We start from the raw sequence: 26504 nt of genomic DNA on the forward strand, positions 1-26504 counted from the left end.
GCGACATCAAGTCGCGCTCAGACCTTGGTCGACACTGACTAACCCCAAGCATCATGCGAGACTGTCCGACCGGGCCCGCACTGCCCGGGTGTTCCTATGCTCGGAGTTACCATGACGCTGTCCAGCGGGCTGATCGCCGCCGTTGCCCTGGCCTATATGGCCATTATGTTCGCCATCGCCTTTTACGGTGACCGCCGCCACGCGCCGTTGCCGCCGCGTGTGCGTGCGTGGGTGTATAGCTTGTCGCTGGCGGTGTATTGCACCAGCTGGACGTTCTTCGGCGCCGTGGGCCAGGCGGCCGAACAGCTTTGGGCATTCTTGCCGATCTACCTGGGGCCGGTGCTGTTGCTGGTGCTGGCGCCCTGGGTGCTGCAGAAGATGATTCTGATCAGCAAGCAGGAAAACATCACGTCCATCGCCGACTTTATCGCCGCACGCTACGGCAAATCCCAGTCCCTGGCAGTGGTGGTCGCGTTGATCTGCCTGGTCGGCGTATTGCCTTATATCGCCCTGCAGCTCAAAGGCATCGTGCTCGGCGTGAACCTGTTGATCGGCTCCGGGCCCGACACCACGGGCACGCGAGCCCAGGACACCGCATTGGTGGTGTCGCTGGTGCTGGCGCTGTTCACCATCGTGTTCGGCACGCGCAACCTCGACGCTACCGAACACCACCGGGGCATGGTGCTGGCGATTGCCTTTGAAGCGCTGGTCAAGCTGTTCGCGTTTCTGGCGGTCGGCGTGTTTGTAACCTACGGGCTCTACGACGGTTTCGGCGATCTGTTCAGCCAGGCGATGCTCGCACCGCGCCTGGAGGAATACTGGAAGGAGACCATCAACTGGCCGTCGATGGTGGTGCAGACCGGCGTCGCGATGATGGCGATCATCTGCCTGCCCCGGCAATTTCATGTGACGGTGGTGGAGAATATCGACCCGCAGGACTTGCGCCTGGCCAAGTGGGTGTTCCCGGCTTATTTGATCCTTGCCGCGCTGTTCGTGATCCCCATCGCCCTCGGCGGCAAGATGCTGTTGCCCGGTTCGGTACTGCCGGATTCCTACGTGATCAGCCTGCCGATGGCCGAAGCCCACCCGGCCCTCGCCGTACTGGCCTTCATCGGCGGCGCCTCGGCGGCCACCGGCATGGTGATCGTGGCCAGCATTGCCTTGTCGACCATGGTCTCCAACGACATGCTGCTGCCCTGGCTGTTGCGCCGCTCCAGCGCCGAACGCCCCTTCGAAGTGTTCCGCCACTGGATGCTGTCGGTGCGCCGGGTCAGCATCGTGATCATCCTGCTGCTGGCCTATGTGAGCTACCGACTGCTGGGTTCCACCGCGAGCCTGGCCACCATCGGCCAGATCGCGTTTGCCGCCGTGACCCAGCTGGCACCGGCGATGCTCGGTGCGCTGTACTGGAAACAGGCCAACCGGCGCGGGGTATTTGCAGGCTTGGCGGCGGGGACGTTCCTGTGGTTCTACACCCTGGTCCTGCCGGTTACCGCGAAAAGCCTGGGCTGGTCGCTGAGCCTTTTCCCCGGCCTGACCTGGATGCACTCGCACCCGTTCGGCTTTTCCGTGACCTCACTGACCTTGGGCACCGTGTTCTCCCTGGCCGGTAATTTCACGCTGTTCGTATGGGTATCGATGCTGTCGCGCACTCGGGTCTCCGAGCATTGGCAGGCCGGCCGCTTTATCGGCCAGGAAATCAGCCAGCGCGCCAGCGCCCGCTCCATGTTGTCGGTACAGATCAGCGATCTGCTCAGCCTGTCGGCGCGCTTTGTCGGTGAAGAACGGGCCCAGCAGAGCTTTATCCGTTTTGCCTATCGCCAGGGCAAAGGCTTCAACCCCAACCAGAATGCCGACAACGACTGGATCGCCCACACCGAGCGCTTGCTGGCGGGCGTACTCGGTGCCTCCTCCACGCGCGCCGTGGTCAAAGCCGCCATTGAAGGGCGGGACATGCAACTGGAGGACGTGGTACGGATCGCCGACGAAGCGTCCGAGGTGCTGCAGTTCAACCGCGCCCTGCTGCAGGGTGCGATCGAAAACATCACCCAGGGCATCAGCGTGGTGGATCAGTCGCTCAAGCTGGTGGCCTGGAACCGGCGCTACCTGGAGCTGTTCAACTACCCCGACGGCTTGATCAGTGTCGGCCGGCCAATTGCCGACATCATCCGCTACAACGCCGAGCGCGGCCTGTGCGGCCCTGGCGAGGCGCAAGTGCACGTGGCGCGACGCCTGCACTGGATGCGCCAGGGCCGTGCGCACACGTCAGAGCGGCTGTTTCCCAACGGACGGGTGATCGAACTGATCGGCAACCCGATGCCCGGCGGCGGTTTTGTCATGAGTTTCACCGACATCACCGCGTTCCGCGAAGCCGAACAGGCGCTGACCGAGGCCAACGAAGGTCTGGAACAACGGGTGACCGAACGCACCCATGAACTGTCGCAGCTCAACCTCGCGTTGACCGAGGCCAAGGGCGTGGCCGAATCCGCCAGCCAGTCGAAGACCCGTTTCCTGGCGGCCGTCAGCCATGACTTGATGCAACCGTTGAACGCCGCACGCCTGTTCTCCGCCGCCCTGTCCCATCAGCATGAAGGCCTTTCCAGCGAGGCCCGGCAACTGGTGCAGCATTTGGACAGTTCGTTGCGCTCGGCCGAGGATTTGATCAGCGACTTGCTGGATATCTCGCGCCTGGAAAACGGCAAGATCAATCCACAACGCCAGCCGTTTGTCCTCAACGAGTTATTCGACACCCTGGGCGCCGAATTCAAGGCCTTGGCCCATGATCAGGGCTTGCGCTTCCGTTTGCGCGGCAGTCGCCTGCGGGTGGACAGCGACATCAAGTTGCTGCGGCGGATCCTGCAGAATTTCCTCACCAACGCCTTTCGTTATGCCGATGGGCCGGTGCTGCTGGGCGTACGTCGCCGCCAGGGCCAGTTGTGCCTGGAGGTCTGGGACCGTGGCCCTGGCATCCCGTTGGATAAACAGAAAGTGATTTTCGAAGAGTTCAAGCGCCTGGACAGTCACCAGACCCGCGCCGAAAAGGGCCTAGGCCTGGGCCTGGCGATTGCCGACGGCCTGTGCCGCGTGCTGGGCCATCGCCTGAGCGTAAGCTCGTGGCCGGGCAAGGGCAGCGTGTTCAGTGTGCGTGTGCCGCTGGCGCGTAACCAGACCGCTGCACCGGTCAAGGCCGCGCAGGAAAATGGCCTGCCACTCAGCGGCGCGCAAATACTGTGCGTGGATAACGAAGAAAGCATCCTGATCGGCATGCGCAGTTTGCTGACGCGCTGGGGTTGCGAGGTGTGGACCGCCACTGACCAGGCGCAATGCGCGGTCCTGCTGGCTGAAGGCATGCGCCCGCAACTCGCGTTGGTGGATTACCACCTGGACCACGGCGAGACCGGTACTGAATTGATGGGCTGGCTGCGCGCCCAATTGGCCGAGCCGATTCCCGGCGTGGTGATCAGTGCCGATGGCCGTGCGGAGATGGTGGCCAAAGTGCATGCGGCGGGGCTGGATTACCTGGCCAAGCCGGTGAAACCGGCGGCGTTGCGGGCGCTGTTGAGCCGGCATTTGCCGCTCTAAAAGGCTCGTACTCGGTCAAGTGTGGGAGGGGGCTTGCCCCTCCCAATTTTGGCCTGTGTTTATTCAGGAAGATGCGCTACACCGTCAGCATCCGTCATCGCGCGCTCGAGCAAATCCGCCGGCAGGCTTTTGCTGGCTCGGGCGCCGAGCAATCTTAACTGCTCGGTACGGCTGACCAGATTCCCGCGTCCGTCCGTCAGCTTGTTGCGCGCTGCGCTGTAAGCCTTATCCAACTGTTGCAGGCGATTACCCACTTCGTCCAGATCCTGGATAAACAGCACGAACTTGTCATACAGCCAACCCGCGCGCTCGGCGATTTCCCGCGCGTTCTGGCTCTGACGCTCCTGCTTCCACAGGCTGTCGATCACCCGCAGGGTGGCCAGCAAAGTGGTAGGGCTGACAATCACGATATGGCGATCAAAGGCTTCCTGGAACAGGTTCGGCTCCGCTTGCAGCGCTGCGGAAAACGCCGCTTCGATCGGCACGAACAACAGCACGAAATCCAGGCTGTGCAGGCCTTCCAGGCGCTTGTAATCCTTGCCGGCCAAGCCCTTGACGTGATTGCGCAAGGACAGCACATGCTGCTTCAACGCCGCCTGGCCAATCACCTCGTCGTCCGCCGCCACGTACTGCTGGTAGGCGGTCAGGCTGACCTTGGAGTCCACCACCACCTGCTTGTCGCCCGGCAACATGATCAGCACGTCCGGCTGGAAGCGTTCGCCATCCGGGCCCTTGAGGCTGACCTGCGTCTGATACTCGCGACCTTTTTCCAGGCCCGCATGTTCCAGCACCCGCTCGAGGATCAGCTCGCCCCAGTTACCCTGGGTTTTCTGGCCTTTAAGGGCGCGGGTCAGGTTGGTGGCTTCGTCCGACAGGCGCAGGTTCAGTTGCTGCAGGCGCTCAAGCTCCTTGGCCAGGGAAAAGCGTTCGCGGGCCTCGTTCTGGTAGCTTTCTTCAACGCGCTTCTCGAAGGACTGGATGCGCTCCTTGAGCGGGTCCAGTAACTGCCCGAGACGCTCCTGGCTGGTTTCGGCAAAGCGTTGTTCGCGCTCGTCGAAAATCTTCCCGGCGAGTTCGGCGAACTGCGCGCGCAGTTCATCCCGGGAACCTTGCAGGTCGGCGAGACGTTGTTGATGGCTCTCCTGCTGTTCCCGCAGCTCGGCGCGCAGGGCTGCAGCCAAGGCGTCGAGGCGGCGCAGTTCGGTTTCCTTGGCGCTGCGGTCAATATTCCACGCGTGGGCCGCGTCGCGGGCGTTATCGCGGTCGATCTGCAACAGCTCGACTTCGCGGCGTACCGCAGCCAGGTCGGCCTGCTTGGCGGCGTTGGCCTGGCTCAGATCGCTGATCTCGTCACGGCTGGCGTCCAACTGCGCAGCAAGCCCTTCCTGGGCCAGTTGCGCGGTGGCCAGGCGCTCTTCCAGCAATTCCCAGCCGGTGGTGCGCGCGGTCAGCCGCCGTTGAATCTGCCAGCACCACGCCAATAAAGGCAGCGCTGCGCCTGCAAGGCCAAGGGCGACACTGGTCCAGTCGAACACCATAGTCATTTCTGCCTTCACCCAAAAACAGCAAGGTTAACCAAGCAAGGCACGGGAGGACAGCTCAGTCTTCGACCTGGCCCAATTCGCGCTGGGCGCGGCGATCACCGGCACGAGCCGCCGAACGCAGCAGGTCCTGGCCGATACGCCGGTCGCGGGCATTTCCGCATTCACGGCACATCAGCTGGCCCAGGCGGCTCTGCGCGGCCACCACGCCTTCGCGGGCAGGCTGCTTGAGCAGGCGGCCAGCCAAGTGCTTGATGTTGGTACTCTGCCCCAGGCGCGGGCTGTCGAGCAGCCACAAGGCAACTTTCAAAGAGAAGCGCTTGGGCGCGGTAACAGTTTGAGGAGTGTCGGTAACAGAAGGTGATACTGAGCGAAACTTCATAAAGCACTGTGGGACAGAACGGAAGGCGCGCCACTCTACTCTTTTTTTCGTACAGGTAAAGCTGAAAAAACGCTGCACGCCCGTTCTAGAGCAAGCGCTTGGGACAATCCACAGAAGCTGTGGATAACTCAGTGGACAACCCCGCTTTAACCCGCGCAAAGGCCCATGGAGCGGGGGCTGCAGTCAAACTGACGATTTTTTCACCAATAAAAAAAAGCCAGATTTTTCATTGACTTAAATTTTGATTGCAGGCAAATGAGCGGGCTCCGGGGCTGCTGCCCATGAGGTTACACAGGCTGCGACTAATGTGCACAACTCACCAGCCAATGGTTATATCGCCAGCTTTTTGGATCCGACAGACTGGGAAAATGTTACTGCCGGCAAGCCTGGGGACTTTTCAAAGCTGTCGCGGCTCGCCACACTCCCCCCCCCGAAAACGCAACCGTGCAGGGCCGATGAAAGGAATTCTGTTATTCGCCGCGTTGCTGCTGGCCATTTGCGCGACGGCACTGGGCATCAACGCGCTGTTACCGTCCCCGGACGGCGCGCTGTTTGCCATCGCTATCCTGGTATCCGCCGCTCTGACCGCGTCAAGTCTGTGCATCGAACTGGGAGAAGGCGGGATCGACGACATGCGTGATGTCGTGCGAGTCATCGAGACCGGCAAGTCCGTAAGGCTGACACTCGCCGCCTACGGGCTTGGTTGTACGTTGGCCGCGTCGATCACCGTGCTGGTCTATCGCGGGCTGCTGGGGGGCTGATCGGGATTTTTTAAGGGACCCCTTCCCTTCCTTGTTTCGATCCGTTACTATCCGCAGCGTTAGTACCAAGCTGAAAGTCAATTCTGGTCGAACATATCCCCTGAACCACATGGGATCGACCACCTCGATGGTTTCCAGGTATCACTTGCGACGACACGGCCTTTGAACAAGCAAAGGGTGTCGCGAAGTCTCCATACTCTGACCGAACCAACCTGCAAATTGATCAGGATCTTCACCCCGGGCCCAGAACCTTTGCCCCTGTTGTGTTGCCTGCCCTCCTAAGTACCTACCTGCCAGCCCAAGCGCGCCTAATTCAATAGCGCTTCAAACTGGCTGCTTTGTTCCAGTCGGGTTCTTCGTTTGATCAATGGTGATCAACGTCACTGGAACGTTTTAATACGGCACGGTTCTTATCTGTGTCATTTGTAGGAACACCCATAATATGAACGCTCAAATCCATACTCAGGATGCCATCCGCACCCTCACCAACGCTTTTGCCCCAATGAACTGCCTGATCATGGCCGCTCGCAAAGGCTGCTTCAGCTTCACCCTGGTCAACGAACACGGCATCGCGCGTCACAGCGAACGCCTGTACCCCGATCAATACTCCAGCGCAGAACCGCTGCAGGCCGTGATCGAGCGTACCCGTCAGGCATTGACTGCCTGATCGACCCGAGTCGCTGAAACACAAAAACCCTGTCTGAAAAGCAGGGTTTTTTATTGCCTGAAATTTAGCCGAAGACTTTTTACTAATCACAAATAGATATAAACGTTATAACCGGATAACAAAGATGTTTTAAAAACAGTCCTTTACAAGACGAATATGACACTACACTTCAACTCAAGCGGCATGATCCGCTTGCGACGGGCCTGAGATCCGATTCACCGCTGCCAAGCCCTCCTTCTCGGGCCCGTCATTCATTTTCTCGCGATGAGGCTCTTATGGGTATTGCCGCCAGCGAATTGTGTCGTTATGTGATCAGGCCGACCCTGAAGTACCTCGGGTGCCATAATCCGACCGCCGAAGCCCTGCTGCTGGGCATTGCCGCCAGCCAGTCGGAGCTGGGCTCGGCCTTGCATGATCGTCGCGGCCATGGCCTCTACAGCATCACCGAACCCCGCCACCGCGCCCTCTGGGATACCTACCTGGCGCTCGATCCCGAGCGTGCGAGCCTGGTGCGCGGGTTGGCCAGCCAACATGCTTTTCTCAGTGCGCCACAACTGGAATTGACGGTGAACCTGCGTTACGCCACGGCGATCGCGTGGCTGCTGGTCTAACAACAGCGTCCCGCCCTGCCCGCGCCGGGCGATGTACTGGGCATGGCGCGTATCTGGAAAGAAATATTTCACCCTCAGGGTCGCCTGCGAGATTTCTCCCAGGCCTGGCAAACCTGTGTCTCCCCCATGAAACAGGTGGCCTGCTGACCGGGCAATTTGCAAGATTCGCCAAAAAACCGCAAATCTGGTCGGATTGTCCTACAAAACCGCTCTATCTCCTGCATTACAGCCTATAGCGCGATGTGAAATTTATTGATACTTTCCGCAGCGGTGATCACACGGAGTTCTAATAATGAAAAAAGTAATGCTCAAGACCACACTTAGCCTCGCCGTTGCCATGGCCTCTTCCCAACTGTTCGCCAGCGGCTTCGCCCTGAACGAACAGAGCGTCAGCGGAATGGGCACCGGTTTTGCGGGTCGCTCATCTTCTGCCGATGACGCAAGCACTGTCTATGGCAACCCTGCCGGTATGGCTCGCCTGAACGGCCAGCAGATCACCGGCGGTGTCGCAGCCATCGATGCGTCCACCGATCTGAGCGATACCAGCGGTCGCTCCAGTGGCAGCAACAAGGGCGATATGGTGCCGTTCACCGCCGTCCCTTTCGGTTTCTACACCAATAAACTCAACGATCAGTGGTCTGTGGGTTTCGGCGTCTATGCTCCGTTCGGCCTGATAACTGACTACGAAAGCGGCTTCCAGGGCCGTGGCTTCGGCAGCAAAAGCGAAGTGAAAGTCATGACCTTGCAACCGACGGTCAGTTACGCCTTCAATGATCGCGTTTCCGTGGGTTTTGGCCCGACCATCAACCGCATTGCCGGCACCCTGGAATCGGACCTCACGCTGAACCCTCGCGCGCCGGACACCAACATCAAGATCAAGGGTGACGACACCGCGCTGGGCTTCAATATCGGCGTGCTGGTACAAGCCACCGATACCACCCGCGTCGGCCTGACCTATCACTCCAAGGTCAGCTACAAGCTGGACGGCCACACCGAAGTCACCGCGCCGACCGCAACTTCCCCGTTCCTGCGCAGCAATCGCTACGACGCTTCGCTGAAGATCGACACGCCTGAGTCCTACGACCTGTCGGTGACCCAGGACCTGACCGACGCCTGGAAGCTCTACGCCGGTGCAACCTGGACCCGCTGGAGCCGCCTGAAAGACATCACCGTCAAGAACGAAGGCGTGACGGCCGCAGCGGGTGGCGCGCTGGCCCCCGGCCTGGTCAGCACCATCAAGGAAGACCAGAACTGGCACGACACCTGGGCGTACGCCTTGGGTACTTCGTATCAGTTGACCAAGCAAGTGGTGCTGCGTACCGGCCTGACATTCGACCAGTCGCCGACCAACAACACGGATCGCTCGCCGCGCATTCCTACCGGCGACCGCACCATCTTCAGTCTGGGCCTGGGCTACGAGGTCATGCCGAACATGACCGTCGACGTGGCTTACTCCTACCTGAAGGAAGAGGACGTCAAGGTTGCACGCTCCAATCAACTGGCCAGCTACAACGCCAAGTATGAGAACAGCGCCAACGGTTTCGGCCTGGGCATGACCTACCGCTTCTGATTCATCGCGGTCTAAAAAAGCCCCGCTCTCCTGAAAAGGAGGCGGGGCTTTTTAATGGACGATCATGTATCAGGGCTTGGAAGCTATCGCCTGCTCCACCGCCTTGATCAGCTCGGGGCTGTCAGGCTTGGTCAGGCTGGAAAAATTGGCAATCACCTTGCCCTGGCGATCCACCACATACTTGTAGAAATTCCACTTCGGCGGCGTGTCGGTCTGCTGCGCCAGGCTCTTGAACAGGTGCACCGCATCCGGCCCCTTGACCTTCTGCGGTTCGGTCATGGTGAAGGTCACGCCATAATTGACGTAGCAGACCTTGGCAGTCTCCTCGCCGGTCTTGGCCTCCTGCTTGAAGTCGTCCGAAGGCACGCCAATCACCTCCAGACCTTCACCCTTATAGCGCTGATACAAAGCTTCGAGGCCTTTGAATTGAGGAGCGAAGCCGCAGAAGCTCGCCGTATTGACGATCACCAGAGGCTTGCCTGCAAAGCGCTGGCACAGGTCAATGGATTCCTTGGCCCGCAACTTGGGCAATTGGCCTTCCAGCAACGGCGGGCATCCGGCGGCCAGGGCCACGCTGCCAGCAGCCATCAGGACGGGTAGAGCGAGCCAGCGCATCAACATATCAAAGGTCCTCGATTCGGTTCAGACAGAGAACTTAACAGATCGCCATGCCCAACTGCATCAATGCCAGGCCGCCTTGCTGCCAGCCCCACCAGGCCAGCAGCAGCAACACCAGCGTCGCCGCCAGGATCACGCACCGCAGCGCTGCACTCATGCCGCCTCCATTTGCGCCTGCACACGCGCCACCGGCCGTTCACGCACCGGCCAGTTCAAGGCCGCCGCGAGCAGGCTGAGCAGAATTGCCACTTGCCAGATCAGGTCATAGCTACCGGTTCGATCATAGACCACCCCGCCCAACCAGCCACCGAGGAACGAGCCGAGCTGGTGGAACAGGAACACAATCCCACCCAGCATCGAAAGGTTTCGCACGCCGAACAAGGTGGCGACGGTGCCGTTGGTCAGCGGTACGGTGGACAACCAGAGGAACCCCATCGCCATGCCAAACACGTAAGCCGTGACCTCGGTGACCGGCGCCCACAGGAACAGCACGATCACCACTGCCCGCAGCAGGTACAAGCCGGTGAGCAAGCGCGGCTTGGACATGCGCCCACCCAGCCAGCCGGCGGTGTAGGTGCCGAACACATTGAACAAGCCGATCAAGGCCAGCACCGTGGTGCCCACTGTGGCCGGCAGATGCTGGTCCACCAGGTACGCCGGCAGATGCACACCGATAAATACCACTTGGAATCCGCAGACGAAAAAGCCGAAGGCCAGCAACCAGAACCCGCTATGGGAACAGGCCTCCTTCAACGCTTCGCGCAGGGTTTGTTGACCGACCGTCACCGGCAGCGGTTTATCCTTGAGCATGGCCACCAGCGGCAGGATCAACGCCACCATCAAGCCCAGCGCCAGCAGCGCCGCCGACCAGCCCAGCCAACCAATCAAGCCGAGGGTGCCAGGCACCATGGCGAATTGGCCAAAAGAGCCGGCGGCGCTGGCGATCCCCATGGCCATGCTGCGTTTCTCCGGTGCTACGGCGCGGCCGACCACGCCGAGAATCACTGAAAACGACGTGCCGGACAGACCGATGCCAATCAGCAACCCGGCACTCAGGGACAATGACCACGCCGAGTCCGACATACCCATCAGCACCAGGCCCACGGCGTACAACACGCCGCCGACGAACACCGCCCTGGTCGCGCCGAAGCGGTCGGCCAGCGCCCCGGTGAACGGCTGTGCCAGGCCCCAGATCAGGTTCTGCAAGGCAATGGCAAAAGCGAACGTTTCACGGCCCCAGCCGAATTCGCTGCTCATCGGCGCCAGGAACAGCCCAAAGCCGTGCCGCACGCCCAGGGACAACGCCAGGATCAGCGCACCCCCCAAAAGAACCCAGCCACTGGTGCGCCACATCGAGGTCATTTCTTATTCTCCGTTCGCGGGTATATACCCGCTTGTAGCCGAACAAACCGCCGCTCAGGCAAGTTCATCCAGCAAGGCCAACAGGGTTTCGCGCTTTTGCGCGCCAAGCTGATCGATCAATGTCTGTTGCGCCGCTTCCCACGCCGGCAGGGCCGCCGCCAGGCGCTGCTGGCCCGCCTCGGTCAATACCACCAGGCGATTGCGCAGGTCGTCACCCTCGACCAACCGCACCAGGCCCTCCCCTTCGAGTACGCGCAAATTGCGCCCCAGGGTGCTGCGGTCCAGGCCCATGGCTTCTGCCAGGCTGGAAATGCTCGGCTGATCGAGACGTTGCAGGTTGCACAGCAAGGAATACTGCGCAACGTTGATCCCGAAGCCATCGAGGGCGCCGTCGTAATGCCTGCTGACGCCACGGGCGGCACGTCGCAGGTTGGTGCATAAACATTGGGAGGCAAGCATGGAGCGTGTATATACCCGGAGTTGTGGAAATGCAAGAAAGTGTTACAACGCCAGTCCAATCAGCACCACCGTTTCCAGCAGTTCCAGCAGTGCGCCCGCAGTATCGCCGGTGGTGCCACCGAGGCGCTTGATCATCACCTGGCGCAAGCCGATAAAACAAGCTGCGGCGAACAACACCGCCAGCCCACCGCCGAAGCCGCCGATCAGGATGCAGGCCAGTCCGCTGAGGATCAGCACTTGCTGACCGACAACCCTGGGCAAATGATCCGACAGCGCCTGACCTAATCCGCCCGCGCGCACGTAACGCGTGGTGAGAAACAGCGCCAGCATCGACGCCCGGCCGATCAACGGCGCAAGAATCAGCGCAGCGCCATTGTGCTGCTCGATCAGCGCCACCAGCGCGGTGAACTTGAGCAGCAGCACCAGGCCCACGGTGACCACGGCGATGGGCCCGCTGCGTGGGTCCTTCATGATGGTGAGGGTGCGTTCAAGGTCGCCGAAGCCACCCAGCCAAGCGTCGGCACTGTCGGCCAGGCCGTCCAGGTGCAGGCCACCACTGAGCAGCACCCAGGCGCTCAACAGCAGCGCGGCGTGCAGCAACAGGGGCGCGCCCGTCAACAAAGCGTTCAGGCCCCACAGGAGCAAGCCGAACAGCACGCCCACCAGCGGATAAAACAACAACGAACGCCCCAGTTCCTGCGGTTGCGGCATGCCCGGCAGGCGAATCGGCAGGCTGCTCAGGAACTGCAGGGCGATCCAGAATGGCAGCATGCTCAGCCCCCTTCCTTCAACGTGCCATCGGTCGCGACTTGCAAGTTGAACAGCCCGCCGTGGCCGACTTCGACATTCAGCAATTGTTCACGGGGCAAGCCGCGCGCGCGCGCCAACAGCAGGCGCATCACACCACCGTGGCTGATCAACAGCACACGCTCACCGGCATAGGCCTGGCGCAGACGTGAGACAGCGCCAAGCACCCGCTCGGAAAACGCGCCCACCGGTTCGCCTTCCGGCGGGGTAAAACTGTACGGGTCCGCCCAGAACAAGCCCAAGGCCTCGGCATCGGTCTGCATCAACGCCGCCGCGCTCTGTCCTTCCCAGGCGCCGAAGTGCAGCTCCTGCAGGTCTTTTTCCAGGCTGACCGGAAGGTCGAGACGCTCGCCCAGTTCCTGGGCAAAGCGCGCGCAGCGTTGCAACGGCGAACTGATCAGCCGGTCCCACGGCCCCCGCCCTGCGACAGCGGCGCGCATCTGTTCCCAACCCTTGGCCGTCAGGGCGTCATCCAGGCTGCCGCGCAGGCCGCCGCCCAGTTCGGTTTCACCGTGGCGCAGCAAATCCAGGTGCAAGGTCATGCGGGGCGGTCCGCCACGGCCGCTTCGGCGAAGGTCGCCATCTGCCCGTGCAGCGCACAGGCCAGGCGCAACAGCGGCACCGCCAACGCCGCACCGCTGCCTTCGCCCAGGCGCAGGCCCAGGTCGAGCAGAGGCTGCGCGTCAAGGCTGTGCAGCACGTGACGATGACCCGGCTCGGCGCCACGATGGCCGAACACCAGCCAGTCGCGGCATGCCGGGTTCAGGCGCGTGGCAACCAGTGCGGCGACGCTGCAGATGAACCCGTCCACCAGCACCACGATGCCCGCCTGGGCACAGGCCAGGTAGGCACCGACCAGCGCGGCGATTTCAAAGCCCCCGAGGTTGAACAGCGTCTGCAACGCGTCGTCGCGCTGGGCCGCGTGCCGTTCCAGGCCGCGCTCGATGACCGCCACCTTGTGACTGACACCCTGGGCATTCAACCCCGTGCCTGGCCCGGTCAGGTCACTCACCGGGCAATCGAGCAGCCCACAGGCCAACGCACTGGCGGCGGTGGTGTTGCCGATGCCCATCTCGCCACCGATAAACAGCTGTGCGCCGTTTTCCAGGGCGCGGTGTGCGCTGTCTCGCCCGGCCTGCAGGGCCTGATTGCCCTGAGCCTGGGTCATCGCCGGGCCGTTGACGAAGTTGGCCGTGCCCGCGCCGATATTCAGGTGACGCACGCCGGGCAACGCCAGGGATGGCGTCACCGTGCCGAGGTCGACCACCTCCAACTGTGCGTCCAGTTGCCGAGCCAAGACGCTGATGGCCGCGCCACCGGTGACAAAGTTATGCAGCATCTGCCCGGTCACTTCCTTGGGAAACGCCGACACGCCTTCCGCGACCACCCCATGGTCGCCGGCAAAAATCGCGATCCACAGTTGATCCACCGACGGCTTGACCCGGCCCTGCAAACCGGCCAATTGCACCGCCAGCGCTTCCAACTGGCCGAGGGAGCCGGCGGGTTTGGTCAACTGCTGCTGACGGTCCCGCGCCTGTTCCTGCGCAGAAGCATCGTTGGCCTTGCAGGGGTTGAGCCACCAGGAATCGGTCATAACGCAGTACCTTTCAAAGTCAGGGGCAGGCCGGCCACCGTCAGCACCACACGCTGACACCGCTCGGCCAAGGCTTGATGCAGCCAACCGGCTTCATCCACATAACGGCGAGTCAATTCGCCCAGCGGCACGACACCCAGTCCGGTCTCGTTGCTGACAAAAATGATTTCACCCGGCAGCGACGCCAGGCTGTGCAGCAGTTGATCGCGCTCGAATGCCAGGCGCTCGGCATCCTCGAGCATCAACAGGTTGGTCAGCCACAAGGTCAGGCAGTCGACCAACAGGCAATGATCGGCAGCGGCGTTTTCGCGCAACACATGCGCCAGTTCGACGGGTTCTTCAATCAGGCCCCAGTGGTCGGGACGACGCTCACGGTGCAGGGCAACGCGCTGGTTCATCTCACCGTCCAGCGGTTGGCTGGTGGCGATATAAATCACGGACAGACCGCTGTCGCCGGCAAGCTTTTCAGCCAGGCGACTCTTGCCCGAACGAGCGCCGCCAAGGATCAATTGATGCATGAGCACATACCTTCCAAGTCCCGCCGACCGGTTGAGGCCGCCGCCGAACAATGTGGGAGGGGCCGTGCGACGATTCGACTTGCCCCCGATGATGGAGTAACAGTGAATACATCGATAACTGACCCACCGCTATCGGGGGCAAGCCCCCTCCCACAATTCGTCCGCGGCTGTCTACACAACTCAGTAGCGCCCAAGCCTAACCACGATGCGCAGCGAGTCGCTCTTGATCTTGATCTTGATCTTGATCTCAGGCGCCCCGTTAAACCACGCTGGCCGAACGCAGGCTTGAATCCGTGGGTAACCCGGCAGGACGCCGGGTTAGCCGCACTGGGCCATGGATGGCCCATTGCGGCGGCCCACGGATTCAAGCCGGAGAGAGGGCACACCGAGCCTAGGCGAGGTGCCGAGTGGTGGGGCAAGAGCGTTTTGCTTACTTTTGCGCTTTTCAAAAGTGAGCCGCCGTAAGGGCGGAACCCTAAGCAGCCGTTACCGCAGAAACGGATATGTACTCCGTCCAATCCAACATCCTGGTCGGCCCAGAGGCCGCCATCGAGAGCAAGCCCCCTCCCACATGTTGTCCGCGTACACACCGTCAAAGCCCGCACAGTTTGCGCAACAAGTCCGTATCCAGATGGTTCTCCACCAAATCCGCCAACCGCTCGATATCCCGTTCACGCAGGGCGTGATAATCCACCTCCTGCACGTCCTGCAACCCCGCCCAGCGCAGCAACGCACTGCACGCGGCCGGCGTTTCGAACAACCCATGCAGATACGTCCCGAGAATCTGCCCATCGGCACTCTGCGCACCCTCACTGCGCCCATCATCGAGCAGCACGGCGGCATTCGCCAGCGCCTCGCCGCTCGTCACACCGGCATGGATCTCATACCCACTGACCTCGACATCCTCCAGCAACAAGCGCCCGCGCACATTGCGCAGCTGCTTCTCCTGCGCAAGCGTGGTACTGAACGCCAGCAAACCCAGACCATCGCTGGAGCCGGCAGCGCCTTCCAGACCCAGCGGGTCATGCACCTGCTCGCCGAGCATCTGCAACCCGCCACAAATGCCCAGCACCTTGCCGCCATAACGCAAATGCCGCGCCACGGCCGTATCCCAGCCATTGGCACGCAAATACGCCAGATCACTGCGCACGCTTTTCGACCCCGGCAGGATCACCAGGTCGGCAGCCGGGATCGACTGGCCCGGCCCGACGAATTGCAGGTCCACCTGGGGATGCAGGCGCAGCGGGTCAAAATCCGTGTGGTTGCTGATGCGCGGCAGCACCGGCACTACCACCTTGAGCACCTGGGCGGCCTTGTCGATCTGGCGCCGATCGATGCCGTCTTCGGCCTCCAGGTGCAGGTCCATCACATAGGGCAGCACGCCCACCACCGGCTTGCCGGTGCGCGCCTCCAGCCAATCGAGCCCCGGTTGCAGCAGCGCAATATCACCGCGAAAACGGTTGATGATGAACCCCTGGACCCGTGCCTGTTCGCTGGCAGACAACAACTCCAGGGTGCCGACCAGATGGGCGAACACCCCGCCGCGATTGATGTCGGCGATCAACAGCACCGGGCAGTCCACGGCCTCGGCGAAGCCCATATTGGCGATGTCATTGGCGCGCAGGTTGATTTCGGCCGGCGAGCCCGCGCCTTCGACCATGACCACCGCATAGGCCTGGCTCAACCGCGCATGGGAGGCGAGCACCGCCTGCATCGCGATGGCCTTGTAGTCGTGGTAGGCGACGGCATTCATGCTGGTCACGGCGCGGCCATGGATGATCACTTGGGAGCCGGTGTCGCTGTTGGGCTTGAGCAACACCGGGTTCATGTCGGTGTGGGGCGCCAGGTGGGCGGCCTGCGCCTGTACCGCCTGGGCGCGGCCGATCTCGCCGCCTTCGGCGGTCACCGCACTATTGAGCGCCATGTTCTGTGGCTTGAACGGTGCGACCGCGACCCCCTGGCGCACCAGCCAGCGACACAGCGCGGTCACCAGCGTGCTTTTGCCGGCGTCGGAGGTGGTGCCCTGCACCATCAGCGTAGTCATGTCGCTTCCTTATAGGCGGCCAGGGCCGTCTCGAGGCGCTGCCAATCGGCCTCGCTGTCGGGCAGGCCGAAACGCACGCTGCTGTTGTGCACGAACAGGCGCAGCAGGATGCCGCGCTGGGCCATGAATTCGTGCAAGCGTTCGGCATGCGGGGTGATCAGCCACTGGAACAGGGCGCAGCCTCCCTGGGGTTCAAAGCCCTGGCGCTCCAGCAGGTCGAACAAGCGCTGGCCGGCCTCGATGCAACGGGTGCGCTGGCGGGTGTGCCCGGCGCTGTCGCGCAGGCAGTGCTGACCAATCACCCGTGTCGGCCCGCTGACCGCCCAGGGCCCGACCTGCTCGGCCAGCAACCTGAGCAACTTGCGCTCGGCCAGCACAAAACCCAGGCGCACCCCGGCCAGGCCGAAGAACTTGCCGAACGAGCGCAACACGATCAAGCCGACCTGATGGGTGTGGCCGGCCAGGCTCAAGTGCGGGGTAACGTCCATGAAGGCCTCGTCCACCACCAGCCAGCCGCCGCGCTGGGCCAGCCGCGTATGCCAGTCGAGCAGGCGTTCCGGGGCCAGGCTCAAGCCGGTGGGGTTGTTGGGGTTGACCACCACCAGCACGTCGAGGCCGTCGAGAAAGAAGTCGACTTCCTGCTCCTGCACTTCGCGTACGACATAACCGGCCCGCCGCCAGGCCTCGGCGTGCTCGGCATAACACGGCGACAGCACCCCCACCTTGCCCGAACGGCGCAGGCGCGGCAGTAACTGGATCGCGGCCTGGGAGCCTGGCACCGGCAACACTTGAGCGGCGCCGTAGTAGTCGCTGGCCGCTTTCTCCAGGCCGTCATCGACTTCGGGCAACCGCGCCCAGGCGCGCAACGGAATCTCGGGAATCGGCCATGGCCAGGGCGCCAGGCCACTGGACAAATCGAGCCAATCCGCTTCGGCGATCCCGTACTCGATCGCGGCCTTACGCAGCCGACCACCGTGTTCAAGCATAAAATTGCGCCCCCGCGCACAGGATCAGCAGCCATAACCATACGCCGCGCTGCACCAGTTGCCAGCCGCGGTCGATGGCGTCAGCGTCGGCCGGCGGGCCTTCGCCCAACGGCGGGCGCTGGTGCACCTCGCCGTGATAAATCGCCGCGCCCCCCAGTTCGACGCCCAACGCGCCAGCGCCAGCGGCCATCACCGGGCCGGCATTGGGGCTGTCCCAGGTCGGCCCCTGGGTGCGCCAGCATGTGAGCGCCAGCCGCGTCTTGCCCAGCAACGCGTAGGTTAATGCCACCAGACGTGCAGGAATATAGTTGAGCCCATCGTCGATCTTCGCCGCCGCCCAGCCAAAGCGCTCGAAGCGTTCATTGCGATAGCCCCACATGGCGTCGAGGGTGTTGCTCAGGCGATAGAGCACCACGCCCGGCACGCCGGCCACCACAAACCAGAACAGTGCGGCGAACACGGCGTCGCTGCCGTTTTCGAGCACCGACTCGGTGGCGGCGCGGGCAACTTCAGTGCGATCCAACTCGCTGGTCTGGCGGCTGACCAGATAGCTCACGCGTTTGCGCGCCTCGTCCAGATCATCGCTGCGCAGGGCCTGGGCAACCGGGATCACATGCTCCCCCAGGCTGCGCATGCCCAGGGCGCAATACAGCGCCAGGATTTCCAACACCCAACCGATATAAGGCGCCCAGGATAATGCGGTGGCCAGCAGGGTCAGCGGCACCACCGCGATAAACCACGCGGTCACGCCATGGCTGCGCCAGCCCCGGCCCCCCGGGTTGAAACGTTGCTCGATCCGCCCGGCAAAATTGCCGAACGCCACCAGCGGATGCCAGCGCCTGGGCTCGCCCAGCAGCGCATCCAGCGCCACTGCGGCGACACACAGCAAGGCCACACTCATTGACTCACTCCCCACAGGTTTTCATACAGCATGTCACTCAATGGCCGAGGTTCGGTCCAGCCTTCAAGTTGCAGCATCGGTGCCGGATAGAACTGCGCGACCGGTCCCAGGCACAGTACCGCCAGGGGTTTGGCGCCCGCCGGCAAACCCAGCAGGTCGGCCAGTGCCTGGGGTTCGAACAGCGAGACCCAGCCCATGCCCAAGCCCTCGACGCGGGCGGCCAGCCACAGGTTCTGAATCGCGCAGGACAAGGACGCCATGTCCATTTCCGGCAAGGTGCGTCGGCCGAAGATGTGCCGCTCGCGATCGTCCATCAGTGCCGCCACCAGCACTTCGGCGCAGTCGTGGATGCCTTCGACCTTGAGCTTCATGAAGTCGTCGGAGCGCTCGCCCAGGGCCTCGGCGGTGCGGATGCGTTCTGCTTCCACCAGTTGTTGAATCCGGCCCCGCAATTGACGGTCACTGATGCGGATAAAGCGCCACGGCTGCATCAGGCCGACGCTCGGCGCCTGGTGGGCGGCCTGGAGCAGGCGCTGCAGTAATTCAGGCGCGACGGTGCCACCGCTGAAGTGGCGCATGTCGCGGCGTTCGGCGATGGCGCGGTAGACGGCTTGGCGGTCGGCTTCGGGGAAGGCGTGGTCAGTCATGGCCTCATCGGGGGCAAGCCCCCTCCCACATTGGATGGGGTTTCAACTCGGTCAATTGTGGGAGGGGCGGTGCGACGATTCGACTTGCCCCCGATAGCGGTGTCGGGACCTGGCGCAAACAATGCGGCCACCGCCGCCGGGTTCGACGGAAAGTAAAAGTGCACATAGGAGGCTGTCATCCGCCCCTGCCGATAGACCGCCTCGGCCCCGCGCCCACCATTGGGGCTAAGCCCGCGGGCGATCGGCTCCAACGCTGTGCTGGTCAAGGAGTGATGATAGGTATGCCCGCGCAACGTGCCCTCGGGCAGCTCCACGATTTGCAGCGCCAGGGCGGCCAATTTCTTTTGCATCACTGCATCGCCCTGCAGCAGACCGAGCAGTTCGGCGCGGTTGCCGTCGACATCGGTCAGCGAGTCGAGCAAATACAGCATGCCGCCACACTCGGCGAGCAATGGCTTGCCGGCGGCATGATGGGCGCGGATCGCCTCAAGCATTGCAGTATTTTGCGACAGCGCCAGGTGATGCAGTTCCGGGTAGCCACCTGGCAGGTACAGGCTGTCGGCGTCAGGCAACGCATGATCGTGAAGGGGCGAGAAAAACGTGAGCTGCGCGCCCATGGCCCGCAGCAGGTCGAGGCTGGCGCCGTAGGTAAAGGCGAAGGCTTCGTCGCGGGCTACCGCAATGCGTACCCCGGCGAGCAAGGGCTCGGCCTCGATGACTTCGGGCGCGGCAAACATTACCGGCGGCGGCACGGCCACTTCGCAACTGCTGCCCAGCGCTTGGGCGGCGGCGTCCAGGCGCGCGTCGAGGTCATTCAGTTCGCTGGCTTGCACCAGGCCCAGGTGACGGCTGGGCAATTCGATGCCGGTTTCGCGCGACAGCGCGCCGTACCAACGCAAGCCTTCGGTCAGGCTGCCCTCCAGCAACTGCGCATGGCGCAGTGTGCCGACGCGGTTGGCGAGCACCCCGGCGAAGGGCAGGTCCGGCTGGTAGCGTGCCAGGCCTAACGCGAGCGCGCCGAAGGTCTGCGCCATGGCCGTGCCGTCGATCACGCCCAGCACCGGCACCCCGAAATGCCGCGCCAGGTCGGCGCTGGAAGGGGTGCCGTCGAACAGGCCCATCACGCCTTCGATCAGGATCAGGTCGGCCTCACCCGCCGCTTCCCACAACAAGCGACGACTTTCCTGCTCGCCGACCATCCACATGTCCAATTGATACACCGGCGCGCCACTGGCGCGTTCGTGAATCATCGGGTCAAGGAAGTCCGGCCCGCATTTGAATACGCGAACCTTGCGCCCCAGGTTGCGGTGCAAACGCGCCAACGCGGCGGTGACCGTGGTTTTGCCCTGGCCGGACGCCGGTGCGGCGATCAATACGGCCGGGCAATGACGGGGCTGATTCAAAGTTCGACGCCTTTCTGAGCCTTGATACCGGCCTGGAACGCGTGCTTGAGCATGCCCATGTCGGTGACGGTATCGGCCATTTCGATCAGTTCCGGCTTGGCACCCCGGCCGGTGACCACCACGTGCTGCATCGGCGGGCGGGCTTGCAGGTCGCCGAGCACCTGGTCCAGGTCAAGGTAGCCGTGCTTGAGGGCGATGTTCAACTCGTCCAGCACCACCAGGCCGATGGAGGGGTCATTCAGCATCGCCCTGGATACCGCCCAGGCCGCTTCGGCGGCGGCGATATCGCGCTGGCGATCCTGGGTTTCCCAGGTAAAGCCCTCGCCCATCACATGGAAGCGCACTTGCTCGGGGAAACGGCGGAAGAACATCTCTTCGCCGGTACTGTTGCGCCCCTTGATAAACTGCACCACGCCGCACTGCATGCCATGGCCCATGGCCCGGGCCAGCATGCCGAAGGCCGAGCTGCTCTTGCCCTTGCCGTTGCCGGTCAGCACCAGCAGCAAACCGCACTCATTGGGCGAATTGGCGATGCGTTCATCGATCACGGCTTTTTTGCGCAGCATGCGCGCCAGGTGGCGTTCGTCGCGGTCGGGGGTATCGGTCATGGCAGCTCTCCGTTGGGGCTGGACAAAAAACGGCGGGCAGGAAAAAAACAAAACAGACAGCCAAGCATCGCCCACCGTGATGCTGTTGAATGTTTCAGGCCGGTCTCCGGGCTCATGAGTGGCACTCGGTCTGTGTAAAAGACCGTGCAGGCCGACGGCGCGCCTTCCCATATCGCCTGCGATACAGTGGCCAACAGCGCCGTCTTGACTCATTTACCGTTGCGGGGGCAGCGCCGGAATTGCGGCAGCACTGTGTACAAGTGCGCTCACTCACCGGCTTCCCTGTTTCACTCTGTCGACGCGTACGCCACGGAGCACCTGAAACAAGCCGCGAAGGTTAGTGGGTTGGGGGTGGAGCGTCAATTAAAGCTGGTCCTGTACTTGAACCATCAAGGTGATGTGCTTCTCTACCCTTACAGGTATTCAGGAGAACACCATGCATAAAACCAGACTTGCCTTACTGATCATGCTGGCCGGCACCCTCGCCGCCTGCGGAGAAAGCTCTACCCTGCAGGTGACGGATGGCACCGGGCCCTCGCCCAAGCTGCCGGAACCAAACAAGACGCTGATCCCTACCGTGAACATCGCACCAGCTGTCGGCTGGCCCGACGGCGCCAGGCCAACCGCCGCTGCCGGCACGCAAGTGGCCGCATTCGCCGAGGGCCTGGAGCATCCGCGCTGGCTCTATGTGCTGCCCAACGGCGACATACTGGTGGCCGAGACCAACGCACCGCCCAAGCCGGATGACACCAAAGGCATTCGCGGCTGGGTCATGGAAAAAGTCATGGGCCGCGCCGGCGCTGGTGTGCCGAGCCCGAACCGCATCACCCTGCTGCGCGACGCCGACCATGACGGCGTCGCCGAAACGCGCACGGTGTTCCTGGAAAACCTCAACTCGCCGTTCGGCATGGCCCTGGTCGGCAACGACCTGTACGTGGCCGACTCGGACAAGTTGCTGCGCTTCCCCTATCAGCCTGGCGAAACCGCGATCAAGGCGGCCGGCACCAAGGTCGTCGATCTACCGGGCGGCAGCCTCAACCATCACTGGACCAAAAACGTGGTGGCCAGCCAGGATGGCAGCAAGCTGTATGTCAGCGTCGGCTCCAACAGCAACGTCGGCGAGAACGGCCTGGAAGCCGAAGAAGGCCGGGCGGCGATCTGGGAGGTCGACCGCGCCACGGGCCAGCATCGTATTTTCGCCTCCGGCCTGCGCAATCCCAACGGCATGGCCTGGGAACCCCAGAGCGGCAAACTATGGACGGCGGTGAACGAGCGCGATGAGATCGGCAGTGATTTGGTGCCGGACTACATCACTTCGGTCAAGGACGGCGCCTTCTACGGCTGGCCTTTCAGCTATTACGGGCAGCATGTGGATGTGCGCGTCACGCCGCAGAACCCGCAGTTGGTGGCCAAAGCCATCGCGCCGGACTATGCGGTAGGCCCGCATACCGCGTCGCTGGGGCTGACCTTCGCCACCGGCAACAAACTCCCTGCCCAGTTCAGCAACGGCGCGTTCATCGGCCAGCATGGCTCGTGGAATCGCAAGCCGCACAGCGGCTACAAGGTGATCTTCGTGCCGTTCGAGGGTGGGCAACCGAAAGGCAAGCCGGTGGATGTGCTGACCGGGTTCCTGGATAAGGACGAGAACGCCCTGGGCCGGCCGGTGGGCGTGGTGATCGATCAGCAAGGTGCATTGCTGGTGGCTGATGATGTGGGCAATAAGGTGTGGCGGGTGTCTGCTGCCAAATAAATATTTCCGAGACAGATACAAAACCAATGTGGGAGGGGGCTTGCCCCCGATGGCGGTGGGTCAACTGAAATTTTATCAACTGACCCTCCCTCATCGGGGGCAAGCCCCCTCCCACATTTAAATCAGGTCTGTGTCTGACTCAGGGATTGCGTGCCAGGTTTGCCGGCAGCACGCGCTTGGCGCTCAGGTAGGCATTCTGCCAATACGCCTTGGACAAGGTATCGAGCTTCACCGTACCGCCGGTCTGCGGCGCGTGCACAAAACGGCCCTCGCCCACATAGATTCCGGCGTGGCTCACCCGCGAGCCACCACCGGTGGCAAAGAACAGCAGGTCACCGGTTTGCAGGTTTTGCTCGCTGACGTCCTGGGCGCGCATCACGATCAGTTCGCGGGTGGTACGCGGCAGGGAAATACCGGCCGCATCGCGATAGACGAAGCCGATCAGGCCGCTGCAATCAAACCCCGAGTCCGGCGTATTGCCGCCCCAACGATAGGGCGTGCCCACCAGCCCCAGCGCGCGGAAGAGCACGTCTTCGGCGGCAGGCGAGAAATTCTGGGTGGAATAGTTGAACACCGGCTTGGGCTTGACCGCTACGGGCGCGGGCGGCGGTGGACGGTTCGCGCAGGCGCTGAGGAGCGCGGCGCAAACAAGCAGAATGAGGCGGGCCGAGGTCGACATGTGCAGAACAATCCTGGACTGGATGCGGCTTTCGCTGCCGAACGTTGAAAACCAGAACGCGCAAGCAGGGCTCGCGCGAACGGATTACAACAATGTCCAGGGATTCTAGCGCTTACGTGTCAAACTTCAAGTATCACTTTAACTTTACTTACTGGCGGTAACCGTAGACGGGGCCATGGCAAGTGCGCGCTTGGCTTCGATGAAGGTTTTGCTCCAGTAGCTGTCGCCCAGGTTATCGACCCGCACCCCACCGCTACGGCGGCTGCTGGAGTGGATAAACTGGTTATCCCCCAGGTAGATACCGGCGTGACTGACACGACCGCGACCGGCTGTACTGAAGAAAAGCAGATCACCGGGCTTGAGGTTGTTGCGAGCGACCAACGGTGCATTCACGTTGATCATTTCGCGGGTGGAGCGCGGCAGATTCATGCCGGCTTCTTCACGAAACAGGTAGCCGATAAAACCGCTGCAGTCGAAACCGGCTTCGGAAGTGCCGCCGAAACGGTAACGGGTACCGATCAGGGACATGCCGCGTTCGAGAATGCTATCTGCCAGAACGGGAAGCTGGTAAGGCTTGCTGCCGGAGAAGTTGGCGAGTTCTTTTTCGGTTGCCAGCTCTTCTTCATAAACAGAAGCAGACTGTGCAGCAACGAATTTAGCCTGATTTTGAACCTGTGGTTTTTGCTGTTCTGCCACCTGCTGAGGGTGGGAGGCGCAACCAAACAACAGGGTAACGAGTGCGAGAGGCACGAGGGGTGCGAAGCGATTTAGCATGGGCACGACCGTGGCTGATGTGTAAAGAAGGCGAGACTATGCCCGCTATCACATCGATTTGCAAATTCAATCGAGTTCTTTGTGACTTCTTGTTTGGACTATGCCATCTAAGCCCTTGATCCCTCATGCCTGTCTTTAGCGTGGCCAAACCGGCTCAAACGCAGGTTTTCTGGCGCCTGGAATTTGCCGAAAGCCTGGAAACACACGGGCTGGCTACCAGCCGAGGGTTTCCTTGAGGAACGGAATGGTGAGCTTGCGCTGGGCCTGCAGCGAGGCCTGGTCGAGCTGTTCGAGCAGATCGAACAGGGCACTCATGCTGCGTGTGCCACGGGTGAGGATAAAGTGCCCGACCTCGTCGGTCAGGTGCAAGCCGCGACGCGAAGCGCGCAGTTGCAGGGCGCGCAATTTGTCCTCGTCGGACAAGGGGCGCATCTGGAAGATCAACGCCAGCGTCAGGCGCGACTTGAGGTCGGCCAGCTTCACCGGCAACTCACGTGGCGAGGTGGACGCGGCGATCAACAGGCGCCGGCCGCTGTCGCGCAGGCGGTTGAACAGATGAAACAGCGCCTCTTCCCAGTCCGCCTTGCCCGCAATGGCCTGCAAGTCGTCCAGACACACCAGTTCATATTGTTCGAGGTTGTCGAAGATCCCGACCCCATGGTCCATCAGCTCGGCCAAAGGCAGGTAGACCGCCGGCTCGCCCATCTGCTCGAAGCGCAGGCACGCGGCCTGCAGCAAGTGGGTTCGCCCTACCCCATGTTTGCCCCACAGATAGATCAGGCTTTCAGTCCACCCGGCGTCGGCTTCGCAGAGGCGCTCGACATAGCCGAGTGCAGCGGCATTGGCGCCTGGGTAGTAATTGATAAAGGTAGCGTCGTCACGCAGACGCACACCTAGGGGCAGCTGAATCGGTTTCATGCTGACTGAACGGCTCCCATCGAACCGTTAGTGGCCTCTGTGTAAAGTTTGCAAAGTTTATACGCGTGGCGCCGAGCGCACAATGCAGCAGACCATAAGCAAAATCAAAGGTTTGCGTTAACCTGTTGGTTTTATGCGAATTGTTTGACGCCTCCACCCCCGTAAACAACAAACCCGGCGATGAGCCGGGTTTGTGATACCTCGATTACAGATCGGGGTCTTCAACCCCCGTGTACACGTCCGAATCCTTGTACAGATCGTGAACATGCCGCACCAGTACCATGATCACCGCCGCCACCGGCAGCGCCAGCAGGATGCCGGTAAAGCCGAACAGCTCACCGCCCGCGAGGATCGCAAAGATCACCGCCACGGGATGCAGGCCGATGCGATCGCCCACCAGCAGCGGCGTCAATACCATGCCTTCCAGCGCCTGACCGACCATGAATACCGCGACGATCCCGAGCATCGGGTACAGGTCGCCACCAAACTGGAACAACCCCGCCACCAGCGCCGCACCGATACCGATGACGAACCCCATGTACGGCACGATCGCGGCCAGGCCGGCGATCAGGCCGATCAACAGGCCCAGCTCAAGGCCGATCGCCATCAAGCCGGCGGCGTAGATGATACCCAGCGCCAACATCACCAGCAGTTGCCCACGTACGAACGCGCCGAGTACTTCATGACACTCGCCGGCCAGCGACACGATGCGTTCCTCGCGGTCGCGCGGCAGCAGGCTGCGGATCTTGGCCATCATGATGTCCCAGTCACGCAGCAGATAGAACGCCACCACCGGGATCAGCACCAGGTTGGTCAGCCAGCCGATCAGCGCAAGGCTGGAAGCGGTTGCCTGGCTGAGCACCATACTGACGATATCGGTGGTCTTGTCCATGTGCTCACTGATTGCCGCCTTGACCTTGTCGAACTTCCAGAACCCGTCCGACAGCCCCAGTTTGGCCTGGGCCCACGGCATGGCCGTGTGCTGCAACCAGTCGAGCATCTGCGGCGCCAGTTCGTAAAGCCGATACAGCTGCTTGGCCAGCATCGGCACCAGCACCAGCACCAGCGCGGTGACGATCAGGGTAAACAAGGCAAATACCGCAATCACACCCCAGGTTCGCGACAGGCCGGCCTTCTCCAGGCGATCCACCACGGGATCGAACAGATAGGCGAGCAACAACGCCACCAGAAATGGCGTCAGGATCGAATGCAGCAAGAACACAAAAACGCACAGCAGGACAATCCCGCCAAGCCACACCCAACGACGCGTATCTGCCATATACCACTTCCTCTGTTATTGGCTTCCCTCTTCTATATAGAAG

Annotated in this window: 24 protein-coding genes, 1 pseudogene and 1 riboswitch; of the genes and pseudogenes, 6 read left to right on the forward strand and 19 right to left on the reverse strand. The window is 62.2% G+C overall.

All coding sequences use genetic code 11. The features are described from left to right. Positions 1 to 111: 111 nt before the first annotated feature. Complete coding sequence (locus BFQ04_RS04150; protein WP_065949702.1) at positions 112 to 3582, forward strand: hybrid sensor histidine kinase/response regulator; 3471 nt, start codon at positions 112 to 114, stop codon at positions 3580 to 3582. 59 nt (positions 3583 to 3641) lie between these two features. Here BFQ04_RS04150 and rmuC read toward each other — a convergent pair whose 3' ends face one another. Then, positions 3642 to 5006: a DNA recombination protein RmuC gene (rmuC, locus tag BFQ04_RS04155; protein ID WP_175413248.1), complete on the reverse strand. Its 1365-nt coding sequence runs from the start codon at positions 5004 to 5006 to the stop codon at positions 3642 to 3644. A gap of 175 nt (positions 5007 to 5181) precedes the next feature. Continuing rightward, complete coding sequence (locus BFQ04_RS04160; RefSeq protein WP_065884517.1) at positions 5182 to 5505, reverse strand: hypothetical protein; 324 nt, start codon at positions 5503 to 5505, stop codon at positions 5182 to 5184. 455 nt (positions 5506 to 5960) lie between these two features. Between BFQ04_RS04160 and BFQ04_RS04165 the strand changes: the two genes are divergently transcribed. The 4 genes and pseudogenes from BFQ04_RS04165 (at position 5961) to BFQ04_RS04180 (ending at position 9114) form a co-directional block, all read left to right on the forward strand. Next, positions 5961 to 6266, forward strand: a complete 306-nt coding sequence (locus tag BFQ04_RS04165; protein WP_065949704.1) for a hypothetical protein — start codon at positions 5961 to 5963, stop codon at positions 6264 to 6266. Between the two features lie 442 nt (positions 6267 to 6708). Beyond that, positions 6709 to 6933 (forward strand): hypothetical protein, encoded by a 225-nt coding sequence (locus tag BFQ04_RS04170; protein ID WP_005790139.1) that lies wholly within the window; start codon positions 6709 to 6711, stop codon positions 6931 to 6933. Positions 6934 to 7208: 275 nt separating this feature from the next. Continuing rightward, positions 7209 to 7691, forward strand: a pseudogene (locus tag BFQ04_RS04175) (hypothetical protein). A gap of 145 nt (positions 7692 to 7836) precedes the next feature. Then, positions 7837 to 9114 carry an OmpP1/FadL family transporter gene (locus BFQ04_RS04180; RefSeq protein WP_065949705.1) on the forward strand — a complete coding sequence of 426 codons (1278 nt, stop codon included), beginning with the start codon at positions 7837 to 7839 and terminating at the stop codon, positions 9112 to 9114. Positions 9115 to 9183: 69 nt separating this feature from the next. On the opposite strand, the gene BFQ04_RS04185 is transcribed toward BFQ04_RS04180, so the two are convergent. The 13 genes from BFQ04_RS04185 to cobO form a co-directional block, all read right to left on the reverse strand. Then, a complete protein-coding gene (locus BFQ04_RS04185; protein ID WP_065949706.1) occupies positions 9184 to 9735 on the reverse strand; it encodes a glutathione peroxidase in 552 nt (183 codons plus the stop codon). A 150-nt stretch (positions 9736 to 9885) separates the two neighbouring features. Further along, entirely contained in the window at positions 9886 to 11094 is a 1209-nt protein-coding gene (locus tag BFQ04_RS04190) for an MFS transporter (protein ID WP_065949707.1), read from the reverse strand. A 54-nt stretch (positions 11095 to 11148) separates the two neighbouring features. Beyond that, positions 11149 to 11553 (reverse strand): MarR family winged helix-turn-helix transcriptional regulator, encoded by a 405-nt coding sequence (locus BFQ04_RS04195; RefSeq protein WP_065949708.1) that lies wholly within the window; start codon positions 11551 to 11553, stop codon positions 11149 to 11151. A 42-nt stretch (positions 11554 to 11595) separates the two neighbouring features. Further along, a complete protein-coding gene (locus tag BFQ04_RS04200) occupies positions 11596 to 12324 on the reverse strand; it encodes an adenosylcobinamide-GDP ribazoletransferase (protein WP_065949709.1) in 729 nt (242 codons plus the stop codon). Positions 12325 to 12326: 2 nt separating this feature from the next. Continuing rightward, on the reverse strand, positions 12327 to 12902 hold the full coding sequence (gene cobC, locus BFQ04_RS04205) for an alpha-ribazole phosphatase family protein (protein ID WP_065949710.1): 576 nt from the start codon (positions 12900 to 12902) through the stop codon (positions 12327 to 12329). After that, positions 12899 to 13954 carry a nicotinate-nucleotide--dimethylbenzimidazole phosphoribosyltransferase gene (cobT, locus tag BFQ04_RS04210; protein ID WP_065949711.1) on the reverse strand — a complete coding sequence of 352 codons (1056 nt, stop codon included), beginning with the start codon at positions 13952 to 13954 and terminating at the stop codon, positions 12899 to 12901. Before cobT ends, cobC begins: the two co-directional genes overlap by 4 nt. After that, positions 13951 to 14472: a bifunctional adenosylcobinamide kinase/adenosylcobinamide-phosphate guanylyltransferase gene (cobU, locus tag BFQ04_RS04215; protein ID WP_065949712.1), complete on the reverse strand. Its 522-nt coding sequence runs from the start codon at positions 14470 to 14472 to the stop codon at positions 13951 to 13953. The genes cobT and cobU overlap by 4 nt, the downstream gene beginning before the upstream one ends. Positions 14473 to 15064: 592 nt before the next feature. Beyond that, positions 15065 to 16516, reverse strand: a complete 1452-nt coding sequence (locus BFQ04_RS04220; protein WP_065949713.1) for a cobyric acid synthase — start codon at positions 16514 to 16516, stop codon at positions 15065 to 15067. Next, positions 16513 to 17502: a threonine-phosphate decarboxylase CobD gene (cobD, locus tag BFQ04_RS04225; protein WP_065949714.1), complete on the reverse strand. Its 990-nt coding sequence runs from the start codon at positions 17500 to 17502 to the stop codon at positions 16513 to 16515. Before cobD ends, BFQ04_RS04220 begins: the two co-directional genes overlap by 4 nt. After that, complete coding sequence (cbiB, locus tag BFQ04_RS04230) at positions 17495 to 18403, reverse strand: adenosylcobinamide-phosphate synthase CbiB (protein ID WP_065949715.1); 909 nt, start codon at positions 18401 to 18403, stop codon at positions 17495 to 17497. Before cbiB ends, cobD begins: the two co-directional genes overlap by 8 nt. Further along, positions 18400 to 19050 (reverse strand): 5,6-dimethylbenzimidazole synthase, encoded by a 651-nt coding sequence (gene bluB / locus BFQ04_RS04235; protein WP_065949716.1) that lies wholly within the window; start codon positions 19048 to 19050, stop codon positions 18400 to 18402. The genes cbiB and bluB overlap by 4 nt, the downstream gene beginning before the upstream one ends. Continuing rightward, the gene (locus tag BFQ04_RS04240; protein WP_065949717.1) at positions 19047 to 20453 is read right to left on the reverse strand and encodes a cobyrinate a,c-diamide synthase; all 1407 of its coding nucleotides are present in this window, start codon (positions 20451 to 20453) and stop codon (positions 19047 to 19049) included. The genes bluB and BFQ04_RS04240 overlap by 4 nt, the downstream gene beginning before the upstream one ends. After that, a complete protein-coding gene (cobO, locus tag BFQ04_RS04245; RefSeq protein WP_065949718.1) occupies positions 20450 to 21061 on the reverse strand; it encodes a cob(I)yrinic acid a,c-diamide adenosyltransferase in 612 nt (203 codons plus the stop codon). The genes BFQ04_RS04240 and cobO overlap by 4 nt, the downstream gene beginning before the upstream one ends. Positions 21062 to 21140: 79 nt before the next feature. Further along, a riboswitch (cobalamin riboswitch) is annotated at positions 21141 to 21398 on the reverse strand. Positions 21399 to 21497: 99 nt separating this feature from the next. Here cobO and BFQ04_RS04250 point away from each other — a divergent pair. Then, positions 21498 to 22811 (forward strand): PQQ-dependent sugar dehydrogenase, encoded by a 1314-nt coding sequence (locus tag BFQ04_RS04250; RefSeq protein WP_065949719.1) that lies wholly within the window; start codon positions 21498 to 21500, stop codon positions 22809 to 22811. 139 nt (positions 22812 to 22950) lie between these two features. Here BFQ04_RS04250 and BFQ04_RS04255 read toward each other — a convergent pair whose 3' ends face one another. The 4 genes from BFQ04_RS04255 to BFQ04_RS04270 all read right to left on the reverse strand — a co-directional run bounded on the left by BFQ04_RS04255 (position 22951) and on the right by BFQ04_RS04270 (position 26461). Next, entirely contained in the window at positions 22951 to 23490 is a 540-nt protein-coding gene (locus tag BFQ04_RS04255) for a C40 family peptidase (RefSeq protein WP_065892596.1), read from the reverse strand. A gap of 144 nt (positions 23491 to 23634) precedes the next feature. After that, a complete protein-coding gene (locus tag BFQ04_RS04260) occupies positions 23635 to 24264 on the reverse strand; it encodes a C40 family peptidase (RefSeq protein WP_065949720.1) in 630 nt (209 codons plus the stop codon). A gap of 213 nt (positions 24265 to 24477) precedes the next feature. Beyond that, positions 24478 to 25182 carry a DnaA regulatory inactivator Hda gene (hda, locus tag BFQ04_RS04265; protein WP_065884498.1) on the reverse strand — a complete coding sequence of 235 codons (705 nt, stop codon included), beginning with the start codon at positions 25180 to 25182 and terminating at the stop codon, positions 24478 to 24480. 205 nt (positions 25183 to 25387) lie between these two features. Continuing rightward, on the reverse strand, positions 25388 to 26461 hold the full coding sequence (locus tag BFQ04_RS04270; protein ID WP_065949721.1) for an AI-2E family transporter: 1074 nt from the start codon (positions 26459 to 26461) through the stop codon (positions 25388 to 25390). Positions 26462 to 26504 lie beyond the last annotated feature (43 nt).

This window comes from Pseudomonas sp. 37 R 15 (assembly GCF_900004865.1).
GTDB classification, from domain to species: Bacteria; Pseudomonadota; Gammaproteobacteria; order Pseudomonadales; family Pseudomonadaceae; genus Aquipseudomonas; species Aquipseudomonas fluorescens_AM.